Source organism: Rhizobacter sp., from assembly GCF_035702065.1.
GTDB lineage: Bacteria > Pseudomonadota > Gammaproteobacteria > Burkholderiales > Burkholderiaceae_C > Rhizobacter.
On sequence record NZ_DASSRA010000328.1, the window covers coordinates 1 to 24,709 of the forward strand.

25 protein-coding genes are annotated in these 24,709 nt (G+C 68.6%); 12 read left to right on the plus strand and 13 right to left on the minus strand.

What is annotated here, in order from left to right; all coding sequences use genetic code 11:
- A partial coding sequence (locus VFL64_RS14620) for a TolB family protein (protein WP_489541114.1) occupies positions 1-898 on the minus strand: 898 nt, incomplete at its 3' end.
- A gap of 44 nt (positions 899-942) precedes the next feature.
- On the minus strand, positions 943-1,947 hold the full coding sequence (locus tag VFL64_RS14625; protein WP_489541115.1) for an FAD:protein FMN transferase: 1,005 nt from the start codon (positions 1,945-1,947) through the stop codon (positions 943-945).
- Positions 1,948-2,362: 415 nt separating this feature from the next.
- Between VFL64_RS14625 and ccmE the strand changes: the two genes are divergently transcribed.
- The 5 genes from ccmE to ccmI are packed head-to-tail and all read left to right on the plus strand — an operon-like array spanning position 2,363 to position 6,969.
- Positions 2,363-2,803 carry a cytochrome c maturation protein CcmE gene (gene ccmE / locus VFL64_RS14630; RefSeq protein WP_489541116.1) on the plus strand — a complete coding sequence of 147 codons (441 nt, stop codon included), beginning with the start codon at positions 2,363-2,365 and terminating at the stop codon, positions 2,801-2,803.
- Positions 2,800-4,740: a heme lyase CcmF/NrfE family subunit gene (locus tag VFL64_RS14635; protein WP_489541117.1), complete on the plus strand. Its 1,941-nt coding sequence runs from the start codon at positions 2,800-2,802 to the stop codon at positions 4,738-4,740. The genes ccmE and VFL64_RS14635 overlap by 4 nt, the downstream gene beginning before the upstream one ends.
- A complete protein-coding gene (locus VFL64_RS14640; RefSeq protein WP_489541118.1) occupies positions 4,737-5,264 on the plus strand; it encodes a DsbE family thiol:disulfide interchange protein in 528 nt (175 codons plus the stop codon). Before VFL64_RS14635 ends, VFL64_RS14640 begins: the two co-directional genes overlap by 4 nt.
- Before the next feature lie 2 nt (positions 5,265-5,266).
- A complete protein-coding gene (locus tag VFL64_RS14645; protein WP_489541138.1) occupies positions 5,267-5,719 on the plus strand; it encodes a cytochrome c-type biogenesis protein in 453 nt (150 codons plus the stop codon).
- Positions 5,719-6,969 (plus strand): c-type cytochrome biogenesis protein CcmI, encoded by a 1,251-nt coding sequence (gene ccmI, locus VFL64_RS14650; RefSeq protein WP_489541119.1) that lies wholly within the window; start codon positions 5,719-5,721, stop codon positions 6,967-6,969. The genes VFL64_RS14645 and ccmI overlap by 1 nt, the downstream gene beginning before the upstream one ends.
- A 15-nt stretch (positions 6,970-6,984) precedes the next feature.
- Here the strand turns inward: ccmI and VFL64_RS14655 are convergent, their stop codons facing one another.
- The 4 genes from VFL64_RS14655 to VFL64_RS14670 form a co-directional block, all read right to left on the minus strand.
- Complete coding sequence (locus VFL64_RS14655) at positions 6,985-7,902, minus strand: extracellular catalytic domain type 1 short-chain-length polyhydroxyalkanoate depolymerase (protein WP_489541120.1); 918 nt, start codon at positions 7,900-7,902, stop codon at positions 6,985-6,987.
- A gap of 4 nt (positions 7,903-7,906) precedes the next feature.
- On the minus strand, positions 7,907-8,233 hold the full coding sequence (locus VFL64_RS14660) for a hypothetical protein (RefSeq protein ID WP_489541121.1): 327 nt from the start codon (positions 8,231-8,233) through the stop codon (positions 7,907-7,909).
- Between the two features lie 87 nt (positions 8,234-8,320).
- Positions 8,321-9,085, minus strand: coding sequence for an alpha/beta hydrolase (locus VFL64_RS14665; RefSeq protein WP_489541122.1), 765 nt, complete (start codon positions 9,083-9,085; stop codon positions 8,321-8,323).
- A complete protein-coding gene (locus tag VFL64_RS14670; protein ID WP_489541123.1) occupies positions 9,082-10,536 on the minus strand; it encodes an RNB domain-containing ribonuclease in 1,455 nt (484 codons plus the stop codon). The genes VFL64_RS14665 and VFL64_RS14670 overlap by 4 nt, the downstream gene beginning before the upstream one ends.
- 78 nt (positions 10,537-10,614) lie before the next feature.
- Between VFL64_RS14670 and VFL64_RS14675 the strand changes: the two genes are divergently transcribed.
- Positions 10,615-11,214, plus strand: coding sequence for a M15 family metallopeptidase (locus VFL64_RS14675; RefSeq protein ID WP_489541124.1), 600 nt, complete (start codon positions 10,615-10,617; stop codon positions 11,212-11,214).
- 15 nt (positions 11,215-11,229) lie between these two features.
- Here the strand turns inward: VFL64_RS14675 and VFL64_RS14680 are convergent, their stop codons facing one another.
- A complete protein-coding gene (locus tag VFL64_RS14680; RefSeq protein ID WP_489541125.1) occupies positions 11,230-12,096 on the minus strand; it encodes a YihY/virulence factor BrkB family protein in 867 nt (288 codons plus the stop codon).
- 47 nt (positions 12,097-12,143) lie between these two features.
- Complete coding sequence (locus VFL64_RS14685; protein WP_489541126.1) at positions 12,144-12,833, minus strand: hypothetical protein; 690 nt, start codon at positions 12,831-12,833, stop codon at positions 12,144-12,146.
- Positions 12,834-12,978: 145 nt separating this feature from the next.
- Here VFL64_RS14685 and VFL64_RS14690 point away from each other — a divergent pair, with 145 nt between their 5' ends.
- Positions 12,979-15,225, plus strand: a complete 2,247-nt coding sequence (locus VFL64_RS14690) for a M6 family metalloprotease domain-containing protein (RefSeq protein WP_489541127.1) — start codon at positions 12,979-12,981, stop codon at positions 15,223-15,225.
- An 11-nt stretch (positions 15,226-15,236) separates the two neighbouring features.
- Here VFL64_RS14690 and VFL64_RS14695 read toward each other — a convergent pair whose 3' ends face one another.
- Positions 15,237-16,094 carry an NAD(P)-dependent oxidoreductase gene (locus VFL64_RS14695; RefSeq protein ID WP_489541128.1) on the minus strand — a complete coding sequence of 286 codons (858 nt, stop codon included), beginning with the start codon at positions 16,092-16,094 and terminating at the stop codon, positions 15,237-15,239.
- Positions 16,095-16,247: 153 nt separating this feature from the next.
- Between VFL64_RS14695 and VFL64_RS14700 the strand changes: the two genes are divergently transcribed.
- The 3 genes from VFL64_RS14700 (at position 16,248) to VFL64_RS14710 (ending at position 18,881) form a co-directional block, all read left to right on the plus strand.
- Complete coding sequence (locus VFL64_RS14700; RefSeq protein ID WP_489541129.1) at positions 16,248-17,243, plus strand: XdhC family protein; 996 nt, start codon at positions 16,248-16,250, stop codon at positions 17,241-17,243.
- Positions 17,244-17,337: 94 nt separating this feature from the next.
- A complete protein-coding gene (gene aat / locus VFL64_RS14705) occupies positions 17,338-18,090 on the plus strand; it encodes a leucyl/phenylalanyl-tRNA--protein transferase (RefSeq protein WP_489541130.1) in 753 nt (250 codons plus the stop codon).
- A gap of 32 nt (positions 18,091-18,122) precedes the next feature.
- Positions 18,123-18,881, plus strand: a complete 759-nt coding sequence (locus VFL64_RS14710; RefSeq protein WP_489541131.1) for an arginyltransferase — start codon at positions 18,123-18,125, stop codon at positions 18,879-18,881.
- A 3-nt stretch (positions 18,882-18,884) separates the two neighbouring features.
- Here the strand turns inward: VFL64_RS14710 and VFL64_RS14715 are convergent, their stop codons facing one another.
- A complete protein-coding gene (locus VFL64_RS14715; RefSeq protein ID WP_489541132.1) occupies positions 18,885-19,385 on the minus strand; it encodes an Lrp/AsnC family transcriptional regulator in 501 nt (166 codons plus the stop codon).
- A 97-nt stretch (positions 19,386-19,482) separates the two neighbouring features.
- On the opposite strand from VFL64_RS14715, the gene VFL64_RS14720 reads away from it, so the two are divergent.
- On the plus strand, positions 19,483-19,848 hold the full coding sequence (locus VFL64_RS14720; protein WP_489541133.1) for a VOC family protein: 366 nt from the start codon (positions 19,483-19,485) through the stop codon (positions 19,846-19,848).
- A 19-nt stretch (positions 19,849-19,867) separates the two neighbouring features.
- Here the strand turns inward: VFL64_RS14720 and VFL64_RS14725 are convergent, their stop codons facing one another.
- The 3 genes from VFL64_RS14725 to VFL64_RS14735 are packed head-to-tail and all read right to left on the minus strand — an operon-like array spanning position 19,868 to position 22,620.
- Positions 19,868-21,163: a TRAP transporter large permease gene (locus VFL64_RS14725; protein ID WP_489541134.1), complete on the minus strand. Its 1,296-nt coding sequence runs from the start codon at positions 21,161-21,163 to the stop codon at positions 19,868-19,870.
- Entirely contained in the window at positions 21,160-21,630 is a 471-nt protein-coding gene (locus VFL64_RS14730; protein WP_489541135.1) for a TRAP transporter small permease, read from the minus strand. Before VFL64_RS14730 ends, VFL64_RS14725 begins: the two co-directional genes overlap by 4 nt.
- A 3-nt stretch (positions 21,631-21,633) precedes the next feature.
- Complete coding sequence (locus tag VFL64_RS14735) at positions 21,634-22,620, minus strand: sialic acid TRAP transporter substrate-binding protein SiaP (protein ID WP_489541136.1); 987 nt, start codon at positions 22,618-22,620, stop codon at positions 21,634-21,636.
- An 86-nt stretch (positions 22,621-22,706) separates the two neighbouring features.
- Between VFL64_RS14735 and mutS the strand changes: the two genes are divergently transcribed.
- Positions 22,707-24,709, plus strand: a 2,003-nt coding sequence (mutS, locus tag VFL64_RS14740; RefSeq protein ID WP_489541137.1) for a DNA mismatch repair protein MutS, incomplete at its 3' end; no start/stop codon positions are given.

Genomic DNA, 24,709 nt, shown 5'->3' on the forward strand with positions numbered 1-24,709 from the left:
TCGACAGGGGCATCAGGTCGGAGGTGAGGAAACCCTTGAACTTGCCCTGCGGGTCCATGTCGCGCGGGTGCAGGAAGCTGTTGCCCGGGCTTTGCGCACCGTAGAGCACGAACATGTCGGTGCCGTCGGGCTTGACCTTGAACACGGCGAAGCGGTTGCGGTCGCCCACGTGCTCCCAGCGCGAGAACATGATGGTGCCGTCGGGGCGCACCACCGGGTTGCGGTCGTGGCTCTGGTTGAACGAGATCTGGGTGATGTTGCCGCCGTTCACGTCCATCGTGTGCAGGTTCATCACCTGCTCTCGCTCGTACTCGTCGAGCGCCTTGTAGCTCTGGCCGAGTGCCTGGTTGGGCTTCGACTTGGTCTGGCGGTTGGACGTGAACACGAAGCCGCCGCCGGCCGGCAGGTAGGCCGGGTCGGCGTCGTCGTGATCGCTCGAGCTCGTGAGACGGCGCAGCGTACCGCCGGTGAGCCCACCGGCGCTCATGTCGTATTCCCAGATGTTCCAGCGGCCGGTACAGGCCTTGGCCGTGCCGATCATCGAGGTGTTGGAGGCCGGGCAGCGCAGCGCGAAGACGATCTTCTTGCCGTCGTACGAGACCTCGGGGTCGGACGCATCGCCCACGCCCTGCGTGATGCCGGCGGTGACGTTGTATTCAGGGGCACTGGGCGAGGACTTCTCGCGCACCATGAGGTCGCCACCCGGTGCGGTGGGCGCGCCGTCGGTGGGGTTCATGCTGAGCGCGGTCGAGCGCTTGACGTAGGCCAAAGGCACATCGCCTTCGACGGTGACCGTGCTGTCACCATCCTTGCTGCCACTGCCGCAGCCGGCGAGCATCACGCTCACTGCGGCAGCCATGCACGCCAGCGTGCAGATTCTTGTCAGGACTTTCTTCATGTTCGCCTCCATACGAGTCCGATCAATCACAAACGGCATGCGGTTCACTGGTGCGGCTGCGAAACCGCCGACAGCAACCCGGACGAGTAGTGCAAGACACCGGACGCATCCACCACCACCGCATCGACACCGGGCTGCGACTCGATGAGCCGCATGCCCTTCTCCAACCCCATCACGAACAGGCACTTGGACAGGCCTTCGGTCGTGAGCCCGTCATCCGCCAGGATCGTCACGCTGCGCACGCTGCTCGGTGACTTGCCCGTGCGCGGGTCGATCACGTGGTGGCAGCGCTCGCCGTCCTGCTCGAAAAAGCGCTCGTAGTCGCCCGAGGTCGAGATCGCCACGTCTTCGAGCGGCAGCACCGCCACCACGCCACCAGGGCGGCGCGGATCGCGGATGCCGATGCTCCAGGGGCGGCCGCCACGGTCGCCCATCACGTGGCTGTCGCCGCCGGCCGCCACGGTCGCATTGACGATGCCGTGGCGCTTGAGGATGGCCACGCTGTTGTCCACCGCATGGCCCTTGGCGAAGCCGCCGAGGTCGATGCGCATGCCAGGCCGCCCGAAGCGCAGCGTGCGGGCCTTCTGGTCGAGGATGAGGTGGCGAAAGCCCACCGTGGCACGCGCCTTGGCGAGGGCTTCTTCGCTGGGCTTGATGCCCAGGCGGTAGTCGTAGAGCTGGCCGACGCCGGCGTAGGTGATGTCGAAGGCGCCGGCAGACAGCTCGGAGAAGTCGAGCGCACGGGCGATGAGGCGCGTCATCTCGGCACTCAATGGCACAGCCTGCTTTGCGGCCTCGCGGTTGATGACCGACAGCTCGGAATCGGGCTTGTGCGGGCTCATGCTGCGGTCGATGCGGTGCATCTCGGCCATCACCGCGTCGATGGCGGTCTCGCCGACGGCGCGGCTCTCGGCCCACAGCTCGACGCGCACCGCGGTGCCCATGATGGCTTCCTCGCGGCTGAACCACCCCCCTTGCTCGAGCGGACGCCCCGGCACACGGCCGGTGTCGGCCGTGCTGGCAGCGGGCTTGGGAGAGCCGAACAGCATGGCTACTCCGAACGCTCCGGATACTTGCGGGTCAGGGTCACGCGCTTCTCCAATCTTCTTTGTCTGCCGGGCACTCGCACCGCGCGATCACGGTGCGTAGCGCCTGGTTCTCGCTCCGGGCGCATCATCGGGCCTCACGACCCGGAAAATAACGTCAATAGTTGGCAAACGACGACGGCCTTACACACGGTCGCAGAAGATACGGAGCACGCTTTTCGGGTCTGCACTCAGGTGCTACAAGTACGGAACTCGCAGACCCCTGCGAGTCACTTAGACGGGGTGCGCAGATAATCCGGCGTTGGACGACAGCCGGAACTGCACAGCGGTGCAGACCGCGTCACGAAAACCCGAGAGCCCTCGCTCACATGATCAGCTCAAGTCACTACCTGCCTGGCACCGCCCGGGCCGCGCAGCCATGAAGCCTCGTCACAAACGCATTGCGATCATCGTGGGGGCGCTCGCCGGCCTCGGTGTCGCCGTCGGCCTGGTGCTCAACGCACTGCAGAGCAACGTCGCCTTCTTCTTCACGCCCACCCAGGTGACTGCCGGCGAGGCGCCGAAGAACCGGCCCTTCCGCGTCGGCGGCATGGTGCGCGAGGGCAGCCTCAAGCGCGAGCAGATGACGGTGCATTTCGTCATCACCGACACCGCCAAGGACGTGCCCGTGAGCTACACCGGCATCCTTCCCGACCTCTTCAAGGAAGGCAAGGGCGCGGTGGTGCAAGGCAAGCTCGGCGCCAGCGGCGAGTTTGTCGCCACCGAGGTGCTGGCCAAGCACGACGAGAACTACATGCCTCCCGAGGCCAAACACGCGGTCGATGAAGCGGCCAAGATGGGGAAGACGGTCAAGCCATGACACCTGAACTCGGCCATTTGGCACTCATCCTTGCCCTCCTCATCTCCATCACCCAAGGCACCCTGCCCCTGATCGGCGCCCACCGCGGCCATGCCGGCTGGATGACACTGGCCCGACCGGCGGCACAGACCCAGTTCGTGCTGGTGGCGTTCGCCTTCGGCTGCCTGATGCAGGCCTTCCTGGCGAACGACTTCTCGGTGCTCTACGTCGCCAACCACTCCAACTCCAAGCTCCCCACAGCATTCCGCGCGGCGGCGGTGTGGGGCGGGCACGAAGGCTCGCTGCTGCTGTGGCTGCTGATGCTCACCGGCTGGTCGTGCGCCGTCAGCCTGTTCTCGCGCCAGCTGCCGCAGGCCATGGTGGCGCGCGTGCTGGGCGTGCTGGGCCTGGTCGGCACCGGCTTCCTGCTCTTCATGCTGCTCACCTCCAACCCCTTCGAGCGCCTGCTGCCCGCCGCGCCCGACGGCCGCGACCTGAACCCGCTGCTGCAAGACCCGGGGCTGGTGGTGCATCCGCCCATGCTCTACAAGGGCTACGTGGGCTTCTCGGTGGCCTTCGCCTTCGCCATCGCCGCCTTGCTGGCCGGCCGGCTCGACGCCGCCTGGGCGCGCTGGTCGCGCCCCTGGACCAACGTGGCCTGGGTCTTCCTCACCATCGGCATCGCACTCGGCTCCTACTGGGCCTACTACGAGCTGGGCTGGGGCGGCTGGTGGTTCTGGGACCCGGTCGAGAACGCCTCCTTCATGCCCTGGCTGGTGGGCACGGCGCTGATCCACTCGCTGGCCGTCACCGAGAAGCGCGGCAGCTTCAAGAACTGGACGGTGCTGCTGGCCATCTCGGCCTTCTCGCTGTCGTTGCTGGGCACCTTCCTCGTGCGTTCGGGCGTGCTGACCTCGGTGCACGCCTTCGCCACCGACCCCAAGCGCGGCATCTTCATCCTGGCCTTCCTCACGGTGGTGATTGGCGGCTCGCTCACGCTCTTTGCCTGGCGCGCCTCCAAGGTCAGCATGGGCGGCGCGTTCGCACTCTTCTCGCGCGAGACGCTGCTGCTGGTCAACAACGTGCTGCTGGTCGTGGCCTGCGGCTCCGTGCTGCTGGGCACGCTCTACCCGCTGCTGATCGACGCACTGGGCATGGGCAAGCTCTCGGTCGGCCCGCCCTACTTCAACGCGGTGTTCGTGCCGATCATGGTGCCGCTGCTGTTCCTGATCGCGCTTGGGCCCCTGGCCCGCTGGAAGCACGCCGACGCGCGCGACATGGCGCAGCGCCTGCGCATCGCCGCCGTGCTGGCAGTGGTGGCGGGCGTTGGCCTGCCCTTCCTCGTGGGCAGCTGGAGCCCGCTGGTGGCGCTGGGTCTGCTGCTGGCGGTGTGGATCGCTGCCAGCACCGTGTTCCAGATCCGCGAACGCCTCAAGTCGGGTTGGCCGCCGCGCTCCTTCTGGGGCATGCACCTGGCGCACCTGGGCATTGCGGTGTTCGTGGTCGGCGTCACCATGGTCAAGGGCTATGAGGTCGAAAGAGACGTGCGCATGGCCATCGGCGACACCGTCGAGATGGGCGGCTACACCGTCAAGCTGCGCGGCGTGCAGGAGGTGCAGGGCCCCAACTACGTGGCCCAGCGGGGCGACATCGAGCTCTTGAAGAACGGCCAGTCGCTGCGCGAGATGCACCCCGAGAAGCGCAACTACTTCTCGTCGCAAATGCCCATGACCGAGACCGCCATCGACACCGGCTTCACCCGCGACCTCTACGTGTCCCTCGGTGAGCCGCTCGACGCTCAGGGCCTCACCTGGAGCGTGCGTGTCTATTACAAGCCCTTCGTGATGTGGATCTGGGGCGGCTGCCTGCTGATGGCGCTCGGCGGCGCCGTCGCCGCGGCCGACCGGCGCTACCGCCTCAAGTCGCGCGCGGTGGTCACCGAGGGGGTGCCCGCATGAAGCGCCTGCTGATCCTGGTGCCGCTGGTGCTGTTCCTGGTGCTGGCCATCTTCCTCGGCATCGGCCTCAACCGCGACCCGCGCGAGGTGCCTTCGCCTCTGGTGGGCAAGGCCGCCCCCATGTTCTCCCTGCCACAGCTCGACGCCGCCGGCAGCTTCGGCCCCAAGGAAATGGCCGGCAAGGTATGGCTGCTCAACGTGTGGGCCTCGTGGTGCGTGTCGTGCCGTGAAGAGCACCCGGTGCTGGTCGAGTTCGCCAAGAGCCGCCTGGCGCCGCTGATTGGCCTCGACTACAAGGACAAGCCCGAGGACGCGAAGAACTGGCTGGCGCGCTTCGGCAACCCCTACGACCTCTCGGTGGTCGACGCCGACGGCCGCGTAGGCATCGACTACGGCGTCTACGGCGTGCCCGAGACCTACGTGATCGACAAGACCGGCATGATCCGCTTCAAGCAGATCGGCCCGGTGACGCGCGAGGTGCTGGCCACCAAGATCGTGCCCCTGATCCAAGAGCTGCAGAAATGAAGATGAGCAAGATGCTCGCCGCGCTGGCGATGGTGCTGTGGGCCTTCGCGGCGCAGGCCAACGAAGCCGCCCCGCTGGCCGAAGACCCGGTGGTCGAACAGCGCCTCGTCCAGATCTCCGAAGAGCTGCGCTGCCTGGTGTGCCAGAACGAATCGCTGGCCGGCTCGCGCGCCGATCTCGCGATGGACCTGCGCCGCGAGATCCGCGGCCTCATCAAGCAAGGCAAGAGCGACCAGGAGATCCGCGACTTCCTGGTCAGCCGCTACGGCGACTTCGTGCTCTACCGCCCACCCGTCAAGCCCACCACCTGGCTGCTGTGGGGCGGGCCCTTCGTGCTGCTGGCCGCCGCGCTGGCGGGGCTGGTCGTCTTCCTGCGCAAGCGCAAGCCGGCCGACGCGGCCCTCTCGCCTGAAGACCAACACCGGGCAGACGCACTGCTCAAGGGAGACTCCTGATGACCGGTTTCGTGCTGGCGGCGGCGGTGCTCGTCGTCGCCACCCTCCTGCTGCTGCTGCGCCCCTGGCGCCGCGCGCCCCAGGCCGCTGCGCCGGCCTCGGCCGGTGACATCAATGCCAGCGTCTACCGCGACCAGATGCTCGAACTCGACCGCGACCTGGCGGCGGGCACCTTGTCCGCCGGGGACCACGCGCAGGCCCGCGCCGAGCTGCAGCGCCGCCTGATCGACGACGTGAGCGGCACGCCCGAAGCCGCCGCAGCGCCCCCCTTCGGCATGCGCCGCACCGCCTGGGCCCTGGCCGTGGTGCTGCCGCTGGCCGCGGCCGGCCTCTACAGCTGGCTGGGCTCGCCCGCCGCGCTGGCGCCCTACGCCGCCAAGGCGCCGACCTCGCAGGACGTGGAGCAGATGGTGGCCCAGCTCGCCGCCCGCATGGAGAAGGATCCGTCCGACCCCAAGGGCTGGGTGGTGCTGGCCCGCTCCTACCGCGCCATGGGCCGGCTGCCCGAAGCCGAGGCCGCCTTCAAGCGCATCGGCCCGGCACTCAACGAGAACGCCACGCTGTTGGCCGAGTACGGCGACGTGCTCGCCGCCCGCGCCATGGGCAACTTCGACGGCAAGCCGATGGAGATCGTCAACCAGGCGCTCAAGATCGACCCCGAGAACCCGATGGCGATCTCGCTTGCCGCCACCGCCGCCTACAACCGCAACGACTTCGCCGGCGCCGTGACGCACTGGGAGCACCTGCTCAAGCTCGTGCCACCCGATTCGGACGACGCCAAGTGGCTGAGCGAAGCCGTGGCCAAGACGCGTGCGCAGATGGCCGGGCCGGGTGGCGTGGTGCCGGTGGCCTCTACACCTGCCGACAAGACCGAGCAGGCGGTGGCCAAGCAGCCGCCCGCGGCCAATGCATCTGTCAGCGGCAAGCTGACGATCTCGCCTGAGCTGGCCGCCAAGGTGCAGCCCACCGACACCGTGTTCGTCTTCGCCCGCAACCCGCAGGGCTCGCGCATCCCGCTGGCGGTGCTGCGTGCCAAGGTGTCCGACCTGCCGCTCGAGTTCAAGCTCGACGACTCCATGGCCATGAGCCCGGAGTTCAAGCTCTCCAGCGCCGCCGAGGTGCGCATCGAGGCGCGTGTCTCCAAGACCGGCAGCGCCACACCCGGCCCGGGCGACCTGATCGGCGTGGGGCCGGTGGTCAAGCCGGGCGCCAAGCAGGTGGCGGTGCAGATCGACCAGGTCCGGCCCTGAGCGGGTGCGGCCCGGTCAGCGGGCGCTGAAGAAGTCCCAGATCAGGTCGGTGGCCGAGAAGGCCGTCGACCCGGCCGCGCCGCCGCGCGGCTTCTTGCCGCCCGGCCACGAGTGGCCACCTGTTTCCGTCACGCACAGCTTCACTTCCACCCCGCCGCGGCAACCCGTGTAGGCGTCGCAGTGGGCATCGGCCTGGTCGAGCACACGCTTCGGCGTGGGGTTGCGGGCGTTGAGGCGCACCCACTTGGCCACCGAGTCGGGCACCGACACGAACGAGGTCACTGCGGCCCGCTGGCGGCCGGCACCGCCATCGAAGAGCTCGAGCGGGTCGTCCTTGGCGTGGATGTGCAGGATGGAGATGGGCGACTTTGGCGCGCACTCGCGCGTGTTGTCAGTGCCCGCCACGGCGGCGATGGCCTTGAACACCTCGGGCATCTCGCAGGCCAGGCGGTAGCTCATCATCCCGCCGTTGGACATGCCGTCGACGTAGAAGCGCTGGGCATCGATGCCCGGCTGCACGCTCAGTCGCTGGACGATCTCGCGGATGAAGCCCACGTCGTCGCTGCCGTTGTCGCGTGCCGCGCCGCAGCAGTGGCCGGCGTTCCAGGTGGCCAGCTTGCCCGAGCGCAGCCGGCTGTAGCCGTTCGGGAACACCGCCACGTAGCCCGCCTGGTCGGCCTTGGAGATCTGGCCGTAGAAGCTGTCATTGGCCTGCAGATCCATGTTGCCGCCGCCTCCATGCAGCGAGAACACCACCGGCATCGGGCGCTCTGCCGAGTAGCCCGGCGGCACGTGCACGCGGTACTGGCGGGTCTGCCCCGCGTGCACGAGCGAGAAGCTGTGGTCGCCGGGGCCGAGGGGGCCGCCTGCCGCCTGGGCCCAGGCGGCGAAGCTTGTCAGTCCGATCAGTGCGCCGGCGATCCATCTCTTCATCGGTTCAGGCCTGCTCCCCTTCGCCCACCGGTTCGTCCGAGGTGGAGATGCGCGAGTTGGCGAAGCCGTTGTCGTCGTTGAAGAACACGGTGATCGGCTTCTCGTTGCGCAGCATGTCGATGAGGTGGGGCAGTTGGCTGTGGTGGTAGTAGAACGAATAGTAGTTGGGGGCCACCTGGGCCGCGGGCGGCAGGTTGGCCGCCGGGTCTTCGACGAACCAGACCGAGCAGGTCTGGCCGCCGCCCTTGAGGATCAGGTTGGTCTTGCCGGTCTTGCGCGAAGACCAGTTGTAGTACTGGTAGGTCGAGACCTGGAAGCTGGCTTGGGCCATGGTGTGTTCTCCCGTGGAAAGCGTCGACACGAGCGTCGAGACGAGCTTTCACTTTGGACTGCAGGGCCGGCTGCTTCAACTGCCAAGCTAGGGAGCACCCCGCACACAAGGGATGCTCGACAGAGCACCGGCGTCAAGCACCGCCTGCCACAGCACCGTCCATGCATCCCAATCGTGGCCGCCTGCGGTGGTGAACACCCGCCCGGCCGGCAGGGCCTGGCGCAGCACCTCGGCGTTGAAGGCGAAGCGGTCGGACTGGCCGTAGCCCAGATAGAGCGGGAGCTTCTTCGCGTCAGCCGTGTGCTGGGTCTGCACCTGCAGCCAGCGCCACAGCCTCACGTCGTCATCACCGTCCGGCGGAGCCTGCCATGCCGCCAGCCCGCCCGCGCTCTGGATCTGCTGTGCCGATTCCAGCGTGCCGAGGTAAGGCGCCAGCATCACCACGCCATCGACTTCGCCCGCCCAGGCCTCGGCGTAGAGCATCGCACCCACCCCCCCGAGCGAGATGCCAGCCAGCCAGATGTGCCGGTAGCCTTGCAAGCGCGCCGGCTGGATCACGTCGGCACGCAGGCGGTCGACGATGGAGCGGTTGTCGTAGTAGCCCCAGTGGGCATCGACCAGCAGCACGTCGGCCGCGATCTGCCGGTCGCGCACGGCCTGCACGAAGCCTTCGCGCTGGAACTCTTCAGGCAGCGAACGCATGCCCGGCAGCAGCACGAGCAAGGTGTCGGGCCGCGTGCTGCAGCGGGCTGGCTCGGCGATGGTGCGCATGGGCACGGTGGGCTCGCGCCAGGCGCTGCAAGCACCCAGCAACATGGTCGCCAACAGGCCGAGCAGGAGACGCCGCCTCACGTGGCACGCTCGAAGTCGATGAAGCGCTGGCCGACGTCGACGCTCTTCAGCCGCACGAGCAGCAGGTCGCCCACATCCAGGCCCTCGAAGCCGCTCACCACGCGCCCCTCGACCAGCGGCGAGGTGATGCGCACGAAGGTGCCCTTGGGCGTCACGCCGGTGACGATGGCGTCGAAACTCTCGCCGATGCGCCCATGCAGCAGGAACGCAGCGGCCGCCTTCAGCACGCGGCGTTCGATGGTGGAGGCCGTGTCTTCCTGCTGCGTGCAGTGCCGGGCGATGGCTTCGAGCTGCTCGATCGTGTACGGCGCTGCGCGGCCGTCCAGCGCCGCCTTGAGCAGGCGCTGTGTCACGAGGTCGACGAAGCGACGGTTGGGTGCCGTGGAGTGGGCGTAGTCGTTGACGGCCAGGCCGAAATGCCCCGCCGGTGGCGCGCCGGGTGCCACCGCGGCATATGCGCCCGAGCCGAGCAGCTTGACCACCGAAAGCGACAAGTCCTCGAAGCCCGCGGGGTCGGCCTGCCGGCGCGCGATCAGGAACTGGTCGAGTGCCAGCGCGTCCGGCGCAGCCGGCAGGCGGGTGCCGAACGGCGCGGCCAGGCTCACCAGCCGGTCCCAGCGGCGCGGCTCCTGCAACACGCGGCGCAGCGTTGGCTGGCCGTGCTCGGAGAGGTAGCGGGCCGTGACGCCGTTGGTGGCGATCATCAGGTCGGCGATCAAGTCCTTGGCGCGGTTCTTGTGGTCGGCACGCAGGTCGACCAGCTCGCCATCGGCGAACACCGGCCGCGCCTGGGCGGTGGCGATGTTCAGCGCGCCGCGCCGGTGCCGCCCCAGGCGCAGTGAGCGCGCCACGCGGTCGTGCAGGTGCAGCTGGGTCTGCAGTTCCAGGCGGGCCGCCACCAAGGGCGGCGGTGGCGCGTGCCCATCGAGCCAGGCGGCCACGCCGTCATAGGCCAGCTTGGCGTGGTTGCGAACCAGGGCGCGGTGGATCTCCGCGCCGGTCACCTCACCGTCGCCGTTGACATCCATCTCCACCACCACGGCGAGGCGATCCACGCCTTCGCGCAGCGAGCTCAGGTCGTTGGAAAGCAGTGGCGGCAGCATGGGAAATACACCGGCCGCGGTGTAGACCGAGGTGGTGTTGGCCGCGGCATGCGCGTCGAGCGCGCCGCCCTGTGGCACGTGCGCGTCGACCTCGGCCACCGCCACGGCCAGGCGCACCACGTCATCGGGCAGCGCCTCGGCCCAGCTCAGTTGGTCGAGGTCGAGCGTGTCGTCGTTGTCGATGGAGAACCACAGGCGGTCGCGCAGGTCCCGGATGCCGGGGCCGTGTTCCAGTGGCTCGCCGGCCTGCGCCTGGGCCTCGTGCAGGGCCTCGGGTGCGAACGCGGGCCGCATGCCCAGCGTCTGCATCTCGAAGGCGGCGATCCGGGCCAGTTCGGCAGCATCCATGGGAACGTTTCTGTTGTGGTGCGGGTCGATTGTGAAGGCTTGCCGCTATCCTCACAGCACACCAGACCTCTCTGCCCCATGCGCTGCGAAGACATCGCCTCCCATCCCGACTTCCGCCGCCTCTCGTCCATCCCCGGCATCGCCGTCGACCTGCGCTACGCCGGCCCGCGCAACTTCGTCGGCCGCGACCTCTACGGCCAGCTCGATTGCAGCTGGCTGCACCACTTGGCCGCCAGCGGCCTGGAGCAGGCTGCCGCGCTGCTGGCGCGCGAGGCGCCCGGCCACCGCGTGCTGGTGCTCGATGCGCTGCGGCCCCACCGCGTGCAGGTGGAGCTGTGGGACTTCCTCGACGGCACCGGCCTGCGCGAGTACGTGGCCGACCCGGCGCGCGGCTCCATCCATTCCTTTGGCATGGCGCTCGACGCCACGCTGATCGACGTGCATGGCCGCGAGCTCGACATGGGCACCAGCTTCGACGAGATGACCGAGCTCTCGCACCCCCGGCTCGAAGCGCAGCACCTGGCCAGCGGCACGCTCACGCCGGCGCAGGTGGGCAACCGCGAGTTGCTGCGCCGCGTGCTGGCGCACGGCCAGTTCAACGGCATCGACAACGAGTGGTGGCACTTCGACATGCTCGACCGCAGCCACGTGCGGCAGCACTTCGTGCGGGTGGACTAGAGGGGCTGGAGGGGACTAGAGCGAGGCTTCGACCCGCTCGTACTCCGAGATCACCTGCGCCCCGAACAGCAGCAGGCCGGCGGCGATCTCCAGGCTGAGCAGCACCACGATGGCGGTGGTGAGCGAACCGTAGACCACGTTCACCTGCGACAGCGTGCCGAAGTACCAGACCAGCACATGGCGCGTGACTTCCCACAGCAGCGCCGCCGTCACCGCGCCGATCAGCGCGTGGCGCAGCGCCAGGCGGCCGACCGGCATCACCAGGTAGATGGAGGCCAGCACGAAGACTTCGCCGGACAGGCCCAGCAGGTAGAGCATCACGCCGGAGAAGCCGCTGAGCGACCATTCCCGGCCGAAGAGCTCGAAGCTCTCCTGGCCGATCGCCTGCAGGCTGCCCGCCACGAGCGTGACGATCAGCAGCCCCGCCCCCAGCGACAGGATGTAGGCATACGGCAGCAGCGCCGACACCAGGTAGTGCCGACGGCGCACCTCCATGCGGTGCAGGAAGATCACCGACATGGCGTTCTCCAGCACCGTGAAGGCGAGTGAACTGAAGAAGAGCATCGTGGCGAGCAGCACCCAGCCCATGTAGCCGCGGTTGGACAGGAAGTTGCCCAGTTCGCCGACCACGGCGCGCGACTGGCCCGGGATCAGCCACTCCAGGTAGCGCCCGATGGTGGCCAGCAGCTCGGCCTGGTCGATCACGTGCGAGAGCACGATCACCGTCAGGATGAGCAGCGGCACGATGGACAGCAGCGCGTAGTACGCCACGGCGCCGGCCAGCAGCAGGCCCTGGTTGGCGCGGAAGGCCTTGAGTGCCTGGAGCAGGAAGCGGCCCGGGTGGGCCAGGACGTGGCGGGCGGTGGGGCCGATCAAGCGCATCGGCCCACCTTAACGCGGATCGCCGCCCGGGGTGGGCACGGCCCGCCTCATCCTCTTGCCGGAAGAAGCTCCGCCGCGGCCAGGGTGTAGGCGCTGCGATAGCTTGCTGACAGCACACCGGCCGCACCGCGCTGCGCCAGCTGGGCCGGGCCGAGTTCGCCCTGCGCAAGCCGCTGCAGCGCCTCGCGCTGGTAGCCGGTGACCAGCACGGCCCAGTCGACGCCCGCATCGGCGCCGCGGATGCGCTGCTCGGAGGTCATGGCCGCCGCCATGCCGCTGCGCAGCAGGTGGGCGCTGCCCAGACCGGGCTGTTGAGTGATCCGAGGCAACAGCTCGGTGCCGAGCCAGGCATCGAGCGCAGCCGCCGCCTCCCCGGCCGGCTTGAAGCGCACAAGCAGGCCGAAGTGACCCGCCCCCAGGCCGTGGCTGTGGGCGACCTCGCACAGCCCGCGCGTCATGCCGCGGTAGTGGGGCATCATCTTCTGCGTCCAAGGGCTGGGGTGGTTCAAGCGTTCCAGGTAGGCGGGGCTGGCCAGCGTCTCCAGCTGCGCCACTTCGTAGAGCACGCAGTAGCCCGTGCCTTCGCCATCGGCTACCCAACGCGTGCCGCGCAGGAAGCCGGGGATGGCCAGCCGCTCGGGCAGGTGCTCGTGGGTGTGCCAGTCGTCGTGTTCGGCGACTGCCTCCGGTGCGATGTCGAAGGTGAGCAGCATGGCGGCGCGGCCGAGCAGGGGCATGCGAGGTCTCCTTGGGGCGCAGCCAGCGGTCCATCCCCCACGTTTGAGCATCAATCTAGGGACGCCACGGCCGGCCGAAGCTCCTATCTTCTCTCCATCACGCGCCGCGCGTGGGCGCGCGGCTGTGCTTCAAGGAGACCACGACATGAGCGCCATCTTCGGTGAGACCCTCAGCTTCGGCCAGGCCAACGGCCCCGACATCCGCCTGCGCGTCACCGGCGACGAGTTCTACGCCACCTACGAGACCGTGGACGGCTACACCGCCGTGAGCGACAGCGACCGCGGCGTCTTCTGCTACGCCTATCTGCACAACGGCGTGCTCGTGTCGAGCGGCGTACCGGTCACCGCCCTGCCGCCGGCCGCCACCCCGCGCCACCTGCGCGAAACGCTGGCGGTGCGCCACGGCCGCTTCGAGGCGCGGCGCAGTCGCATCCGCCCGGCCGGGGCGCGCATGGCCAACTCCGCGGCGCTCACCTTCGGCCCCAGCCAGGGCCTGCTCGAAGGCCGGCGCCTGGCCAATGGCACGGTGCGCGGGCTGACCATCCTGGTGGAGTTCCAGGACGTGCGCACCACCGTCACCCAGGCCGACGTGAGCGACCTGCTGAATGCGCCCAACTACACGCGCAACGGCAACTTCAGTTCGGCGCGCGAGTACTTCCGCACCGTCTCCACCGGCAAGCTCGACTACACCAACGACGTGGTCGGCCCCTTCCGCCTGAGCCAGAACCGCAGCTTCTACATCAACAACCTGCTCGTGAAGGAGGCGCTCGACCTGGCCGTGGCCTCGGGCGTGAACCTCGCCAACTACGACTCGCGGCACGAGGGCATCCTCGATGCGCTCAACATCATGTACGCCGGGCAGACGCAGTACGAGGGCGAGCTGTGGCCGCACAACTCCACGCTCAACCTGCGCTACGGCGCCATCTCCACCAACCTCTACCTGCTGACCAGCGCCGGGCGCAGCGCCTCCGACCTCAGCATCGGCACCTTCTGCCACGAGAACGGCCACCTGCTGTGCCGCTTCCCCGACATGTACGACTACGGCGCCGTCAACCGCGAGGGCGACGGCGTGCAGAGCGCGGGCATCGGCAGCTACTGCCTGATGGGCTCGGGCAACCACCTCAACAACGGCCGCACCCCGTCGCCGGTGTGCTCCTACCTGCGCGACCTGGTCGGCTGGTGCGACAACGAGATCATCCTCAACACCCCCGCCGACATCCAGGCGGTGCACGGCGACTACAACACCGTGCTCAAGTTCAACACCGGCGCACCCAACGAGTACTTCATCGTCGAGAACCGCGCCAAGATCGGGCTCGACCAGCACCTGCCGTCGAGCGGCCTGGCCATCTACCACTGCGACATCCTCGGCTCCAACGAGTTCCAGCAAGGCACGGGCGCGCGCCACTACCAGTGCGCGCTGCTGCAGGCCGACGGCAACACCGACCTGGAGCACAACGTGAACCAGGGCGATGGCACCGACCTCTTCTCGGCGGTGAACGGCGTGGCGCTGTCCAACAGCACCCGGCCGTCCACGCGCCTGTGGAGCGGCGCCGAGTCGGGCCTGGTGCTCTCCAACGTCGGCGTGCCCGACGTGCGCATCGGCTTCCGCGTGGGCGCGGCGGCCCCCGCGCCATCGACGCATGGCGAGAACCTGACCGCCCTGCCCATCCCCGACAACAAGCCGGCCGGTGTCACCAGCAAGATCCGCATGGCGGCCGCCGGCACGGTGAAGCGGCTGGTGCTCAACCTCGACATCACGCACACCTACATCGGCGACCTCGTCGTCGAGCTCGCCGCGCCGGGCGGTGCCAAGGCGGTGCTGCACAACCGCGCGGGCGGCAGCAACGACAACCTGGTGCAGCGCTATGACTCGGCCTCGGTCACCGCACTCACCTCCATCGTGGGCCAGGGAGCCGAAGGCGACTGGGTGCTCAAGATCAGCGACAACGAAGGTCAGGACGTGGGCCAGCTCAACCGCTGGAGCATCGACCTGGAGGTGGAGACCGGTGCTGCCACGGCCAGCGGCGAAGCCTCACCGAATGCCGCCATCCCCGACAACAACCCCACCGGCGTGAGCAGCGTCATCGCCATCGGCCGCGCCGGCACGGTCGGCCAGCTCAAGGTGGCGGTAGACATCACCCACACCTACATCGGCGATCTGCGCATCGAACTCGCCTCGCCTGGCGGCCGCAGCGTGGTGCTGCACAGCCAGCTCGGCGGTGGGCAGGACAACCTGGTCGTGACCTACGACTCGGCCACGCCGCTCTCGCCGCTCTCGGCGCTGCAGGGCCAGGCCATGCAGGGCAACTGGACTTTGCGTGTGGTGGACGCGGCGGCGGTGGACGTGGGCACGCTCAACAAGTGGTCTCTCACGATCGTGCCGGCCCTGTGAGCTGATGCCGTTCAGCCTCGTGGCGGCACGCGTGCTGCCACGACGGAATCGAGGTGCCCTTCGCCGCGCGCGATGGCGGCGTCGAACATCGCCATCACGGCCGGCATGACGAGCAGCGGCGTGCCGCCGCGCTCGGCCTCCTCGACCATCAGGCGCACGTCCTTGCGCGCCATGCTCACCTCGAAAGAAGGCTTGGTGGCGTCGGCCGACACGATGCGCTCGGCCCGCGCCGGCAGCATCTGGCCCGGGTTGAAGTGCTTGAAGAGCGAGAAGGCATCCGCGCTGGAGATGCCGCAGGCGTGGGCCAGGCGGTTCACGTCACCCAGCACACCCATGATGCCGATCAGCGTGAGGTTGCCGAAGAGCTTGAACGCCGCCGCACGATCGTTCGCTTCGCCGAGGTAAACCACGGTGCCGGTCATCTTCTGCAACTCGGGCAGCAGCGTGTCGTGGTGCGATTTGTCGCCCGAGACGAGCATGAGGCCCGTGCCCTCCTGCGCGTTCGACGGGCCCATGAACACCGGCGCGTGCACGAAGGTGCGCCCGCGCGCATGCCAGCGCGCCACGCGCTCGCCGGTGGGCGTGGGGGCGGTGGTGGTGTGGTCGACGATCCAGGTGCCCTGCGCGATCTTGCCGGCCAGGGGCTCCAGCACGGCGTCGACCGAAGCGTCGTCGGCCAGCGAGAGGTGGATGCGGCCCACGCCTTCGAGCGCGTGGGCGGGGTCGTCAAAGGCCTTGGCGCCCTCGGACTCCAAGGCGCGTGCCTTGGCGGGGCTGCGGTTCCACACGTTCACTTCATGGCCGGTGGCACGCAGGCGGCGCACGAAGCCGGCGCCCATCAGGCCGGCCCCGAAAAATGCAGTCTTCATGGGGCTGTCTCCTTCAGCGATGAAGGCGCGACGATAAGCCGAAAGCCGCTTCGCTGCAGCGGCTCTGAAAGGCATGGGAGACGACAGGGAAAGCTCGGCCCGCCCCCTCCAGCCCTGCGCGCTACCATGGCCCGACCCCGATGGAGCCACCCGATGGACAGCCTCGACCTCCAAGTTCTGACCCAAGCGCGCCAATGGCATGCCGACGGCCATGCCGTGCGGCTGGTCACCGTCATCGAGACCTGGGGCTCGGCCCCGCGCCCCCCCGGCGCTTTGCTGGCCATGCGCCATGACGGCCTGGTGGTGGGTTCGGTGTCGGGCGGTTGTGTCGAAGACGACCTGATCGAGCGCGTGCGCGGGGGCGACGACGTGGAGCGCCCCTCGCTCGTCACCTACGGCGTCACCAAGGAAGAAGCCGCCCGTTTCGGCCTGCCCTGCGGTGGCAACCTGCGCCTGGTGCAAGAACCCCTGCGCGACACCGCCTGGATCGACGAGGTGCTGGCCCGCACCCAGCGCCACGAGCTGGTGGCGCGCCGTCTCGACCTGCGAACCGGCCGGGTCCAGGTGGAAGCCGCCGCACGCGGCGAAGAGTTCAGCTTCGACGGCCAGGTGATGCGCGCCCTCTTCGGCCCCCGCTGGCGCATGCTGGTGATCGGCGCCGGCCAGCTCTCGCGCGTGCTGGCGCAGATGGCGCTGGCGCTCGACTTCGAGGTCATCTGCTGCGACCCGCGCGAGGAATACCACCTCACCTGGGACGTGCCCGGCACGCAGTTCAGCCGCAGCATGCCCGACGACCTGGTGCTGGAGCTGCAGCTCGACCCGCACAGCGCCGTGGTGGCCGTCACCCACGACCCCAAGCTCGACGACATGGCCTTGCTGGAGGCGCTCAAGTCGCCTGCCTTCTACGTGGGCGCCCTGGGCTCGCGCAGCAACACCGCCAAGCGCAAGGAGCGGCTGAAGCTCTTTGACCTCTCCGCCGAAGAGATCGCCCGCCTGCACGGCCCGATCGGCCTCGACCTGGGCGGGCGCACGCCGGCCGAGATCGCCGTGTCCATCCTGGCCGAGATCGTGGCGGTGCGCCATGGGGTGACGCTCACGCAGAAGAAGCCGGTGGCGGCCACCGAGGCTTGCGAGTCAAAGGCGCAATGAGGAAGCCGTTCGGGCTGAGGTATCGAAGCCTTGCGCAGGCCGTGCCCGGCTTCGATACCTCAGCCCGAGCGGGTGGTGCCGTGCGAGCGTGCTCATGATCCCGTGGCTGCGCCATCCTCTCGACCCCCTGCCTGACACGCGGTTCGCCCTGCCCGCCGGCTCTGATGCACCCGGCCTGCTCGCCGCAGGCGGCGAACTCACGCCCGAGCGACTGGCCGAGGCCTATGGCAAGGGCGTGTTCCCCTGGTACAGCGCGGGCCAGCCCATCCTGTGGTGGTCGCCCGACCCGCGCATGGTGCTGTTCGTCGACGAGTTCAAGCTCTCGCGCTCGCTGCGCAAGACAGTGAAGCACTTCGCCATGGACAAGCGCTGCGAGATCCGCATCGACAGCGCCTTCCGCCGCGTGATCACCGCCTGTGCCCAGACGCCGCGCGACGGCCAGGCTGGCACCTGGATCGTGCCGGAGATGATCGACGCCTACTGCGACTGGCACGCATTGGGAGCCGTGCACAGCTTCGAGACCTGGGTCGACGGCCAACTGGTGGGCGGGCTGTATGGCATCAACCTCGGCCACATGTTCTTCGGCGAATCGATGTTCTCGCACCGCACCGATGCCTCCAAGATCGCCATGGCCGCGCTGATCTGCTTCTGCCGCCACCACGGCATCGGCTTGATCGACTGCCAGCAGCGCACCGGCCACCTGGCCTCCCTGGGTGCGCGCGAGATCCCGCGCAGCGAGTTCGAGGCCGCCATCACCCCACGGATCAGGGAGCCTTCCATCAGGGATTGGACCTATCATCCGGCGATGTGGGCGCACCTTGAAGTCGACAAGGCGAAAGAGCCTTGAAAGGCGAGCCCGCCCACACAGGAACCTGGCACGTGACCCACCCGAAAGAGCTTCCGCTCTCATCGATTCAGTTCTACGCCACAGCGCCCTACCCGTGCAGCTACATCGCGGGCCGCATGGCGCGCTCGCAGGTGGCCACGCCCAGCCACCTCATCCACGCCGACGCCTACTCCGGCCTGGTGGCCAACGGCTTCCGGCGCAGCGGGATGTTCACCTACCGGCCCTTCTGCGACGGCTGCCGCGCCTGCGTGCCGCTGCGCATCCCGGTCAAGAACTTCGAGCCCTCGCGCAGCCAGCGCCGTGCCTGGAAGCAGCACGGCAACCTGCAGGCCCGCGTGCTGCGCCTGTGCTTTGTGCCCGAGCACTACCGGCTCTACCTGCGCTACCAGGCCGGGCGCCACAGCGGCGGCGGCATGGACAACGACAGCGTCGACCAGTACACCCAGTTCCTGCTGCAAAGCCGCGTCAACTCGCGGCTGGTGGAGTTCCGCGAACCCTCCGCCGATGGCACGCCGGGTGCGCTGAAGATGGTCTCCATCCTCGACATCCTCAACGACGGCCTGTCGGCGGTCTACACCTTCTACGAGCCCGAAGAGCGCACCAGCTACGGCACCTACAACGTGCTGTGGCAGATCGAGCAGACCAAGCTGCTCAAGCTGCGCCACGTGTACCTGGGCTACTGGATCGGCGAGAGCGACAAGATGGCCTACAAGGCGCAGTTCCGGCCGCACGAGCTGCTGGTGAACGAGCGCTGGGTGCCGGGCGAAACGCCTGCCGCCGAAACCCGCTGAAGCTCAGGCGCCGCCGATCGGCAGCGTCATCCCCACCTTCACGCGATCCATCACCACCGAGGTGGTGAAGCCACGCACGTTCGGGTCCGACAGCAGGGCCTCACGCGTGAAAGCCTCGTAGGCCGCCATGTCCTCGGCGAGCACCACGAGCAAGAAGTCGGCCTGGCCCGTCACGTAGTAGCACTGCTGCACCTGCGGCCACGCGGCGATGCGTTGGCGGAACAGGTCATTGGCCTGGTGGTTCTCGCGTTCCAGTTCCACCGCCACCACGCACGTCAGGGCCAGGCCCACGGCAGCGGGCTCCACCTGCGCAGCTTCGGTGCGGATCACGCCGGTCTCGCGCAGGCGCTTCAGGCGTCGCTGAACGGCAGCGGCCGACAGGCCGACCTCGGCGGCGATGGCCTCGGCCGGCAGGCGGGCATTGAGTTGAACCCGGTCGAGGATGCGCAGGTCGAGCTTGTCGAGTGCGGGGACAGTGGCGAGGGCAGGCGTCGGAATTGGCATGGCAAACGAGGTTTGGCCGCATTGTGCAGGCCCATCACGCGGCCCGTCATCACACGCGGCTGCAGAGAATCATCGCTTCGCAACGAAGATGCCCACCATGATCGACCACCTTGAACTCCAGGTTGCCGACCTGCCCCGCGCCCGCGCCTTCTACCAAGCGGCACTGGCCCCGCTGGGCTATGCCCTGCACGTCGAGGGGCGCTCGCTCGGCTTCGGTGCCTCTGCGCAGGCCCTCGACTTCTGGGTGCGCGCCGGCGAGCCCGCCCGGCCCGCGCCGCACTTTGCCTTCCACTGCCCCACCCGGGCACTGGTGGATGCCGCCTATGCGAGCGCCGTGGCGGCCGGCGCGGTGCCGCGCGCGGCGCCGGTGCTGATGCCTCAGGTGCACGCGAACTACTACGCGGCCCAACTGGGTGACCCGGATGGCCACCCCATCGAGTTCGCCTGCCACGCCGCCGAGTGACAGAGCCAAAGGCGGCCCGTCACTTGCCGCCGTAGCCCAGCGCCTGCGGAAGCCACAGCACGGTCTGCGGCACGAAGGTGATGACCGCCAGCGCCACGATCAAGACGCCGATGAAGACCCAGCTCTCGCGGATCATCTCCTTCAACGGCACCCCAGCCAGCGCGTTGATCACGAAGAGCAGCATGCCGAAGGGCGGTGTCACCATGCCGATCATCATGTTGACGACCACCATCACGCCGAAGTGCACCAGGTCCACCCCGAGCAGCCGCGCAGTGGGCAGCAGAATGGGCACCAGCACCAGCAGCATGATCGAGGTGTCGAGAAAGCATCCCAGCACCAGGAACAACAGGTTCACGCCGATCAGGAAGCCGGTCGGCGAGAGCTTGAAGCTGTTCAGCCAGGCCGCCAGCGCGGTGGGCACGTTCTCCGCCGCGAAGGCATAGTTGATGAGGAAGGCCGTCGCCACGATCAGCGTGACCGAAGCGCTCGACTTCGACGACTCGATCAGCACCTCGTAGAAGCGCCGGGCATCGAGCGCGCGGTACACCACCACCGCCAGGAAGAGCGCGTACAAGGCCGCCACGGCCGCCGCTTCGGTCGGCGTGAACACACCACTGTAGATGCCACCCAGCAGCACCACCGGCAGCGAGACCGGCAAGACACCCCGCCACAGCACCTGCGGCAGCTGCTTCCACGTCACGGCCTCTCCGCGCGGCAGCTTGCGCCGCTGAGCCACCAGCTGCACGCCGATCATCAGCGCGGCCGCCATCAAGAGGCCAGGGATCACGCCACCGAGAAACAGCGCGCCCACCGAGGTGTCGGACACCAGCGCGTAGATCACCAGCGGGATCGAAGGCGGGATGATTGGCCCGATGGTGGCCGAGGCCGCCACGATGGCGCCCGCGAAGGCCGGCGAATAGCCGTGCTTGACCATCGCGCGGATGCTCACCAGGCCCGGGCCAGCCGCATCGGCGATGGCGCTGCCGCTCATGCCCGAGAAGATCACGCTGGCCACCACGTCGACCTGGGCCAGCCCGCCACGCAGGCGGCCGACGAACACTTGCGCGAACTCGAACAGCCGGTCGCTGATGGAACCCGAGTTCATGATCGCGGCCGCAAAGATGAAGAGCGGCACCGCCAGCAGCACGTAGCTGTTGTAGAGGCCGTTGAGCACCTGCTCGGCGACGAGGCCGACGTCCTGCCCCTTCACCAGCAGGTAGGCCACGCCGCTGGCCAGCATGCCGAATCCGATGGGCAGGCGCAGCAGCAAGGTCGCGAACAGCATGGCAAGCAACACGGTCAGGGCGAGGCTCACAGCGCGCGCTCCCAGTCACGCGACACCAGGCGCCAGGCCTTGCGCAGGTACATCACGACCAGCGCCAGCACAAAGAGCAGGAAAGGAGCGAACACGATGGAGAACGGCAGGCCCAGCACTGCCGTCGGCTCGCGGTGCATGAAGCGCACGTAGTCGAAGGCATAGGGCAGCAGCACACCCATCAGCCCGGCCATCAGCAGCGCGCCCACCAGTGCGACGATGCGCCGGCCCTGCGGCGGCAAGGCGGCATAGACCAGATCGAACATCACGTGCTCGCGTTCCTTGAGCAGCAGCGCCGCCGACCAGAACACCATGGCGATGTAGAGGATGACCACCAGCTCGTCCGACCAGGCGAGCGGGCGGTCGAAGAGGAACCGTGCGCCGACCTGCAACACAAAGACGAGAAACAGCAGGCCGAAGATCGCAGCCGCAACCGCTTGCGCGGCCCGTTCCAGACGCTGTCGCATCGCCTACTTGACGGCGTTGATGCGTTCGAGCAGGCCATCCGGCCAGGTCTTGGCCTGCTCGGAGGCGAGGTACTTCGCCTGCACCGACTTGCGGAAAGCCTCCACATCGGGCGTGGTCACCTGCAGGCCTTCTTTCTTGAAGAAGGCGATCAGCTCGGCCTCGTCGCGGATGCGGTTCTCGTCGTTGTACTTGGCAGCGGACAGGGCCGCGGCACGCACCTTGGCCTGCTGCTCGGGCGCGAGGCCCTTCCAGGTCTTGCTGGCAATGGTGATGAAGAGGCCGTCGACCAGGTGGCTGGTGAGCACGATCTGCTTCGTCACTTCATGGAACTTGGCCGAGCGCACGGTGGGCAGCGGGTTGTCCTCGCCGTCGATGGTGCCGGTCTTGAGCGCGAGATAGACCTCGCCGAAAGCCAGCGGCGTGGCCGTGGCACCCAGCGCTTCACCAAGGAACAGCCACTCCTTGGTGGCCGGCATGCGCAGCTTCACGCCCTTGAGATCGGCCGGCACCTGCACCTTGCGCGGCTCGCGCAGCGCCAGCTGGCGCGTGCCGAGATACGCCACGGTGAGGATCTGCACGTCCATCTTGGCGGCCACGGCCTTGGCCATCTCTTCGCCGATGGGGCCGTTGAACACCTTCTTCTGGTGCGCCGGGTCGCGGATCAGGTAGCCGGCGGTGTAGATCGCGTACTCCGGCATGATCTTCGCGATGTCCTGCGCCGACACGGCGGCCATCTCCAGGCTGCCACGCGCCATGGCAGTGGATTCGGCACCCTGCTTGAAGAGCGCGCTGTTCAGGTGGATCTGCACCTCGAACTGGCCGGGCGCCGACTTCTCCAGCTCGTCCTTGAACACCGTCCACATCTTGGCGTGCCAGTCGTCGGGCACGGCGGGCGTGGAAATGCGCAGCAAGGTCTTGGTCTCGGCCGTCGCCGTGCCGGCCAGGAACAGGCTCAGCGCGGCGGCAAGCAGCAGGTGGCGGCGGATCATGCGGTCTCCTCTTGTTCTTGAGAGCGGCGATGTTACCGGCGCAGGCTGCCCGACAATAGGCGGCTGACCCTGGTGAACACCCCCGCATGAACTCCGCGACCCTGGCTCCCGATCTCGCGAACCACACCCCGATGATGCAGCAGTACCTGCGCATCAAGGCCGAGCACCCCGACACGCTCGTGTTCTACCGCATGGGGGACTTCTACGAACTCTTCTACGACGACGCGCGCCGCGCCAACCGGCTGCTCGACATCACGCTGACGCAGCGCGGCCAGAGCGGCGGCGAGCCGGTGGTGATGGCGGGCGTGCCGGTGCATTCGGTCGAGAGCTACCTCGCCAAGCTGATCAAGCTGGGCGAGCCGGTGGCAATTGCCGAGCAGGTGGGCGACGTGGCCACCGCGAAGGGGCCGGTGGAGCGCAAGGTGGTGCGTGTCGTCACGCCGGGCACGGTGACCGACTCCGAGCTGCTGGCCGACAAGCGCGATGCGCTGCTGCTCGCGGTGTCGCAGCAGACCCGGCGCGGCGTGGTGAGCTACGGCCTGGCGTGGCTGGGTCTGTCCAACGGCCAGCTCGGCATGACCGAATGCGGCGAGCGCGAACTGGCCGGCTGGCTGGCGCGCCTGAACGCCGCCGAGGCCCTGGTCGACCGCGACCAGGTGCCCGCCTTGCTTGCGCAATCGCGCATCGCCCTCACGCACCGCCCGGCCTGGCAGTTCGACGCCGCGCTCGGCACACGCAAGCTCTGCGAGCAGCTGCGTGTCGCCAGCCTCGCCGGCTTCAATGCGCAGGACATGCAGGTCGCCCAGGCCGCGGCCGCCGCCCTGCTGAGCTATGCCGAGCACACCCAGGGCCAGGCGCTCGCCCACGTGCGCACGCTGACGGTGGAGCGCGCCAGCGACCTGCTCGACCTGCCGCCCACCACGCACCGCAACCTCGAACTCACCCAGACGCTGCGCGGCGACGACGCGCCCACCCTGCTCTCCTTGCTGGACACCTGCCGCAGCGGCATGGGCAGCCGGGCCCTGCGGCACTGGCTGACGCACCCGCTGCGCGAGCGCACCGTCGCCACGCAGCGGCACGACGCAATCGAAGTGCTGCTCGACAAGTCACCCGAGCCGCTGCGCGAAGCACTGCGCGGCGTGAGTGATGTGGAGCGCATCACCGCGCGCGTCGCCCTGCGCCAGGTGCGCCCGCGTGAACTCACCGGCCTGCGCGCCACGCTGCAAGGCCTGCCGGCCATCCGCGCGCTTGTGCCCACAGGCCAGGCCGTGCTGCTGGACATGCTGGCCGAGGCGATGGACCCCTCGCCCGCCATCGAAGCCCTGCTGCGCAGCGCCATCGCCGACGAGCCCGCCGTGCTGCTGCGCGATGGTGGCGTGATCGCGCCCGGCTACGACACCCAACTCGACGAGCTGCGCGGCATCAGCCAGAACTGCGACGCCTACCTGCTCGACTTGGAGACGCGCGAACGAACCCGCACCGGCATCGCCAACCTGCGCGTGCAATACAACAAGGTGCACGGCTTTTACATCGAAGTGACGCAAGGCCAGGCCAGCAAGGTGCCCAGCGACTACCAACGCCGGCAGACCTTGAAGAACGCCGAGCGCTTCATCACGCCCGAGCTCAAGGCCTTCGAGGACAAGGCGCTGTCGGCGCAAGACCGCTCGCTGGCCCGGGAGAAGATGCTGTACGAGGCGGTGATCGACCAGCTGCAGGCCCACCTCGACGAGCTGAGCGGCCTGGCCCGCGCCCTGGCCAGCCTGGATGCACTGTCCGCCTTGGCCGAACGCGCGGGCACGCTCAACTGGTGCCGCCCCCAGTTCGTGCGCGAGCCCTGCATCGACATCGAGGCCGGCCGCCACCCCGTGGTCGAAGCGCGCCTGGCCGAGACGGGCGCGGGCAACTTCATGGCCAACGACTGCCGGCTCGACGCAGCCCGCAAGATGCTCGTGATCACCGGCCCCAACATGGGCGGCAAGAGCACCTTCATGCGCCAGGTGGCGCTGATCGTGCTCCTGGCGGCGGTGGGCTCCTTCGTGCCGGCCTCGGCCTGCCGGCTCGGGCCCATCGACGCCATCCACACCCGCAT

Bases quoted from the DNA above. Each gene is read 5' to 3' on its own strand.
- VFL64_RS14685 (WP_489541126.1), bottom strand. From the start codon at position 12,833: ATGCCCCTGCTCGGCCGCGCCGCCATGCTGCTCACCTTCGACATCGCA.
- aat (WP_489541130.1), top strand. From the start codon at position 17,338: ATGATCCCGTGGCTGCGCCATCCTCTCGACCCCCTGCCTGACACGCGG.
- ccmE (WP_489541116.1), top strand. From the start codon at position 2,363: ATGAAGCCTCGTCACAAACGCATTGCGATCATCGTGGGGGCGCTCGCC.
- VFL64_RS14625 (WP_489541115.1), bottom strand. From the start codon at position 1,947: ATGCTGTTCGGCTCTCCCAAGCCCGCTGCCAGCACGGCCGACACCGGC.
- VFL64_RS14675 (WP_489541124.1), top strand. From the start codon at position 10,615: ATGCGCTGCGAAGACATCGCCTCCCATCCCGACTTCCGCCGCCTCTCG.
- VFL64_RS14655 (WP_489541120.1), bottom strand. From the start codon at position 7,902: ATGAAGAGATGGATCGCCGGCGCACTGATCGGACTGACAAGCTTCGCC.
- VFL64_RS14715 (WP_489541132.1), bottom strand. From the start codon at position 19,385: ATGCCAATTCCGACGCCTGCCCTCGCCACTGTCCCCGCACTCGACAAG.
- VFL64_RS14735 (WP_489541136.1), bottom strand. From the start codon at position 22,620: ATGATCCGCCGCCACCTGCTGCTTGCCGCCGCGCTGAGCCTGTTCCTG.
- VFL64_RS14670 (WP_489541123.1), bottom strand. From the start codon at position 10,536: ATGGATGCTGCCGAACTGGCCCGGATCGCCGCCTTCGAGATGCAGACG.
- VFL64_RS14645 (WP_489541138.1), top strand. From the start codon at position 5,267: ATGAGCAAGATGCTCGCCGCGCTGGCGATGGTGCTGTGGGCCTTCGCG.
- VFL64_RS14695 (WP_489541128.1), bottom strand. From the start codon at position 16,094: ATGAAGACTGCATTTTTCGGGGCCGGCCTGATGGGCGCCGGCTTCGTG.
- VFL64_RS14720 (WP_489541133.1), top strand. From the start codon at position 19,483: ATGATCGACCACCTTGAACTCCAGGTTGCCGACCTGCCCCGCGCCCGC.
- VFL64_RS14730 (WP_489541135.1), bottom strand. From the start codon at position 21,630: ATGCGACAGCGTCTGGAACGGGCCGCGCAAGCGGTTGCGGCTGCGATC.
- VFL64_RS14635 (WP_489541117.1), top strand. From the start codon at position 2,800: ATGACACCTGAACTCGGCCATTTGGCACTCATCCTTGCCCTCCTCATC.
- VFL64_RS14660 (WP_489541121.1), bottom strand. From the start codon at position 8,233: ATGGCCCAAGCCAGCTTCCAGGTCTCGACCTACCAGTACTACAACTGG.
- ccmI (WP_489541119.1), top strand. From the start codon at position 5,719: ATGACCGGTTTCGTGCTGGCGGCGGCGGTGCTCGTCGTCGCCACCCTC.
- VFL64_RS14680 (WP_489541125.1), bottom strand. From the start codon at position 12,096: ATGCGCTTGATCGGCCCCACCGCCCGCCACGTCCTGGCCCACCCGGGC.
- VFL64_RS14640 (WP_489541118.1), top strand. From the start codon at position 4,737: ATGAAGCGCCTGCTGATCCTGGTGCCGCTGGTGCTGTTCCTGGTGCTG.
- VFL64_RS14690 (WP_489541127.1), top strand. From the start codon at position 12,979: ATGAGCGCCATCTTCGGTGAGACCCTCAGCTTCGGCCAGGCCAACGGC.
- VFL64_RS14700 (WP_489541129.1), top strand. From the start codon at position 16,248: ATGGACAGCCTCGACCTCCAAGTTCTGACCCAAGCGCGCCAATGGCAT.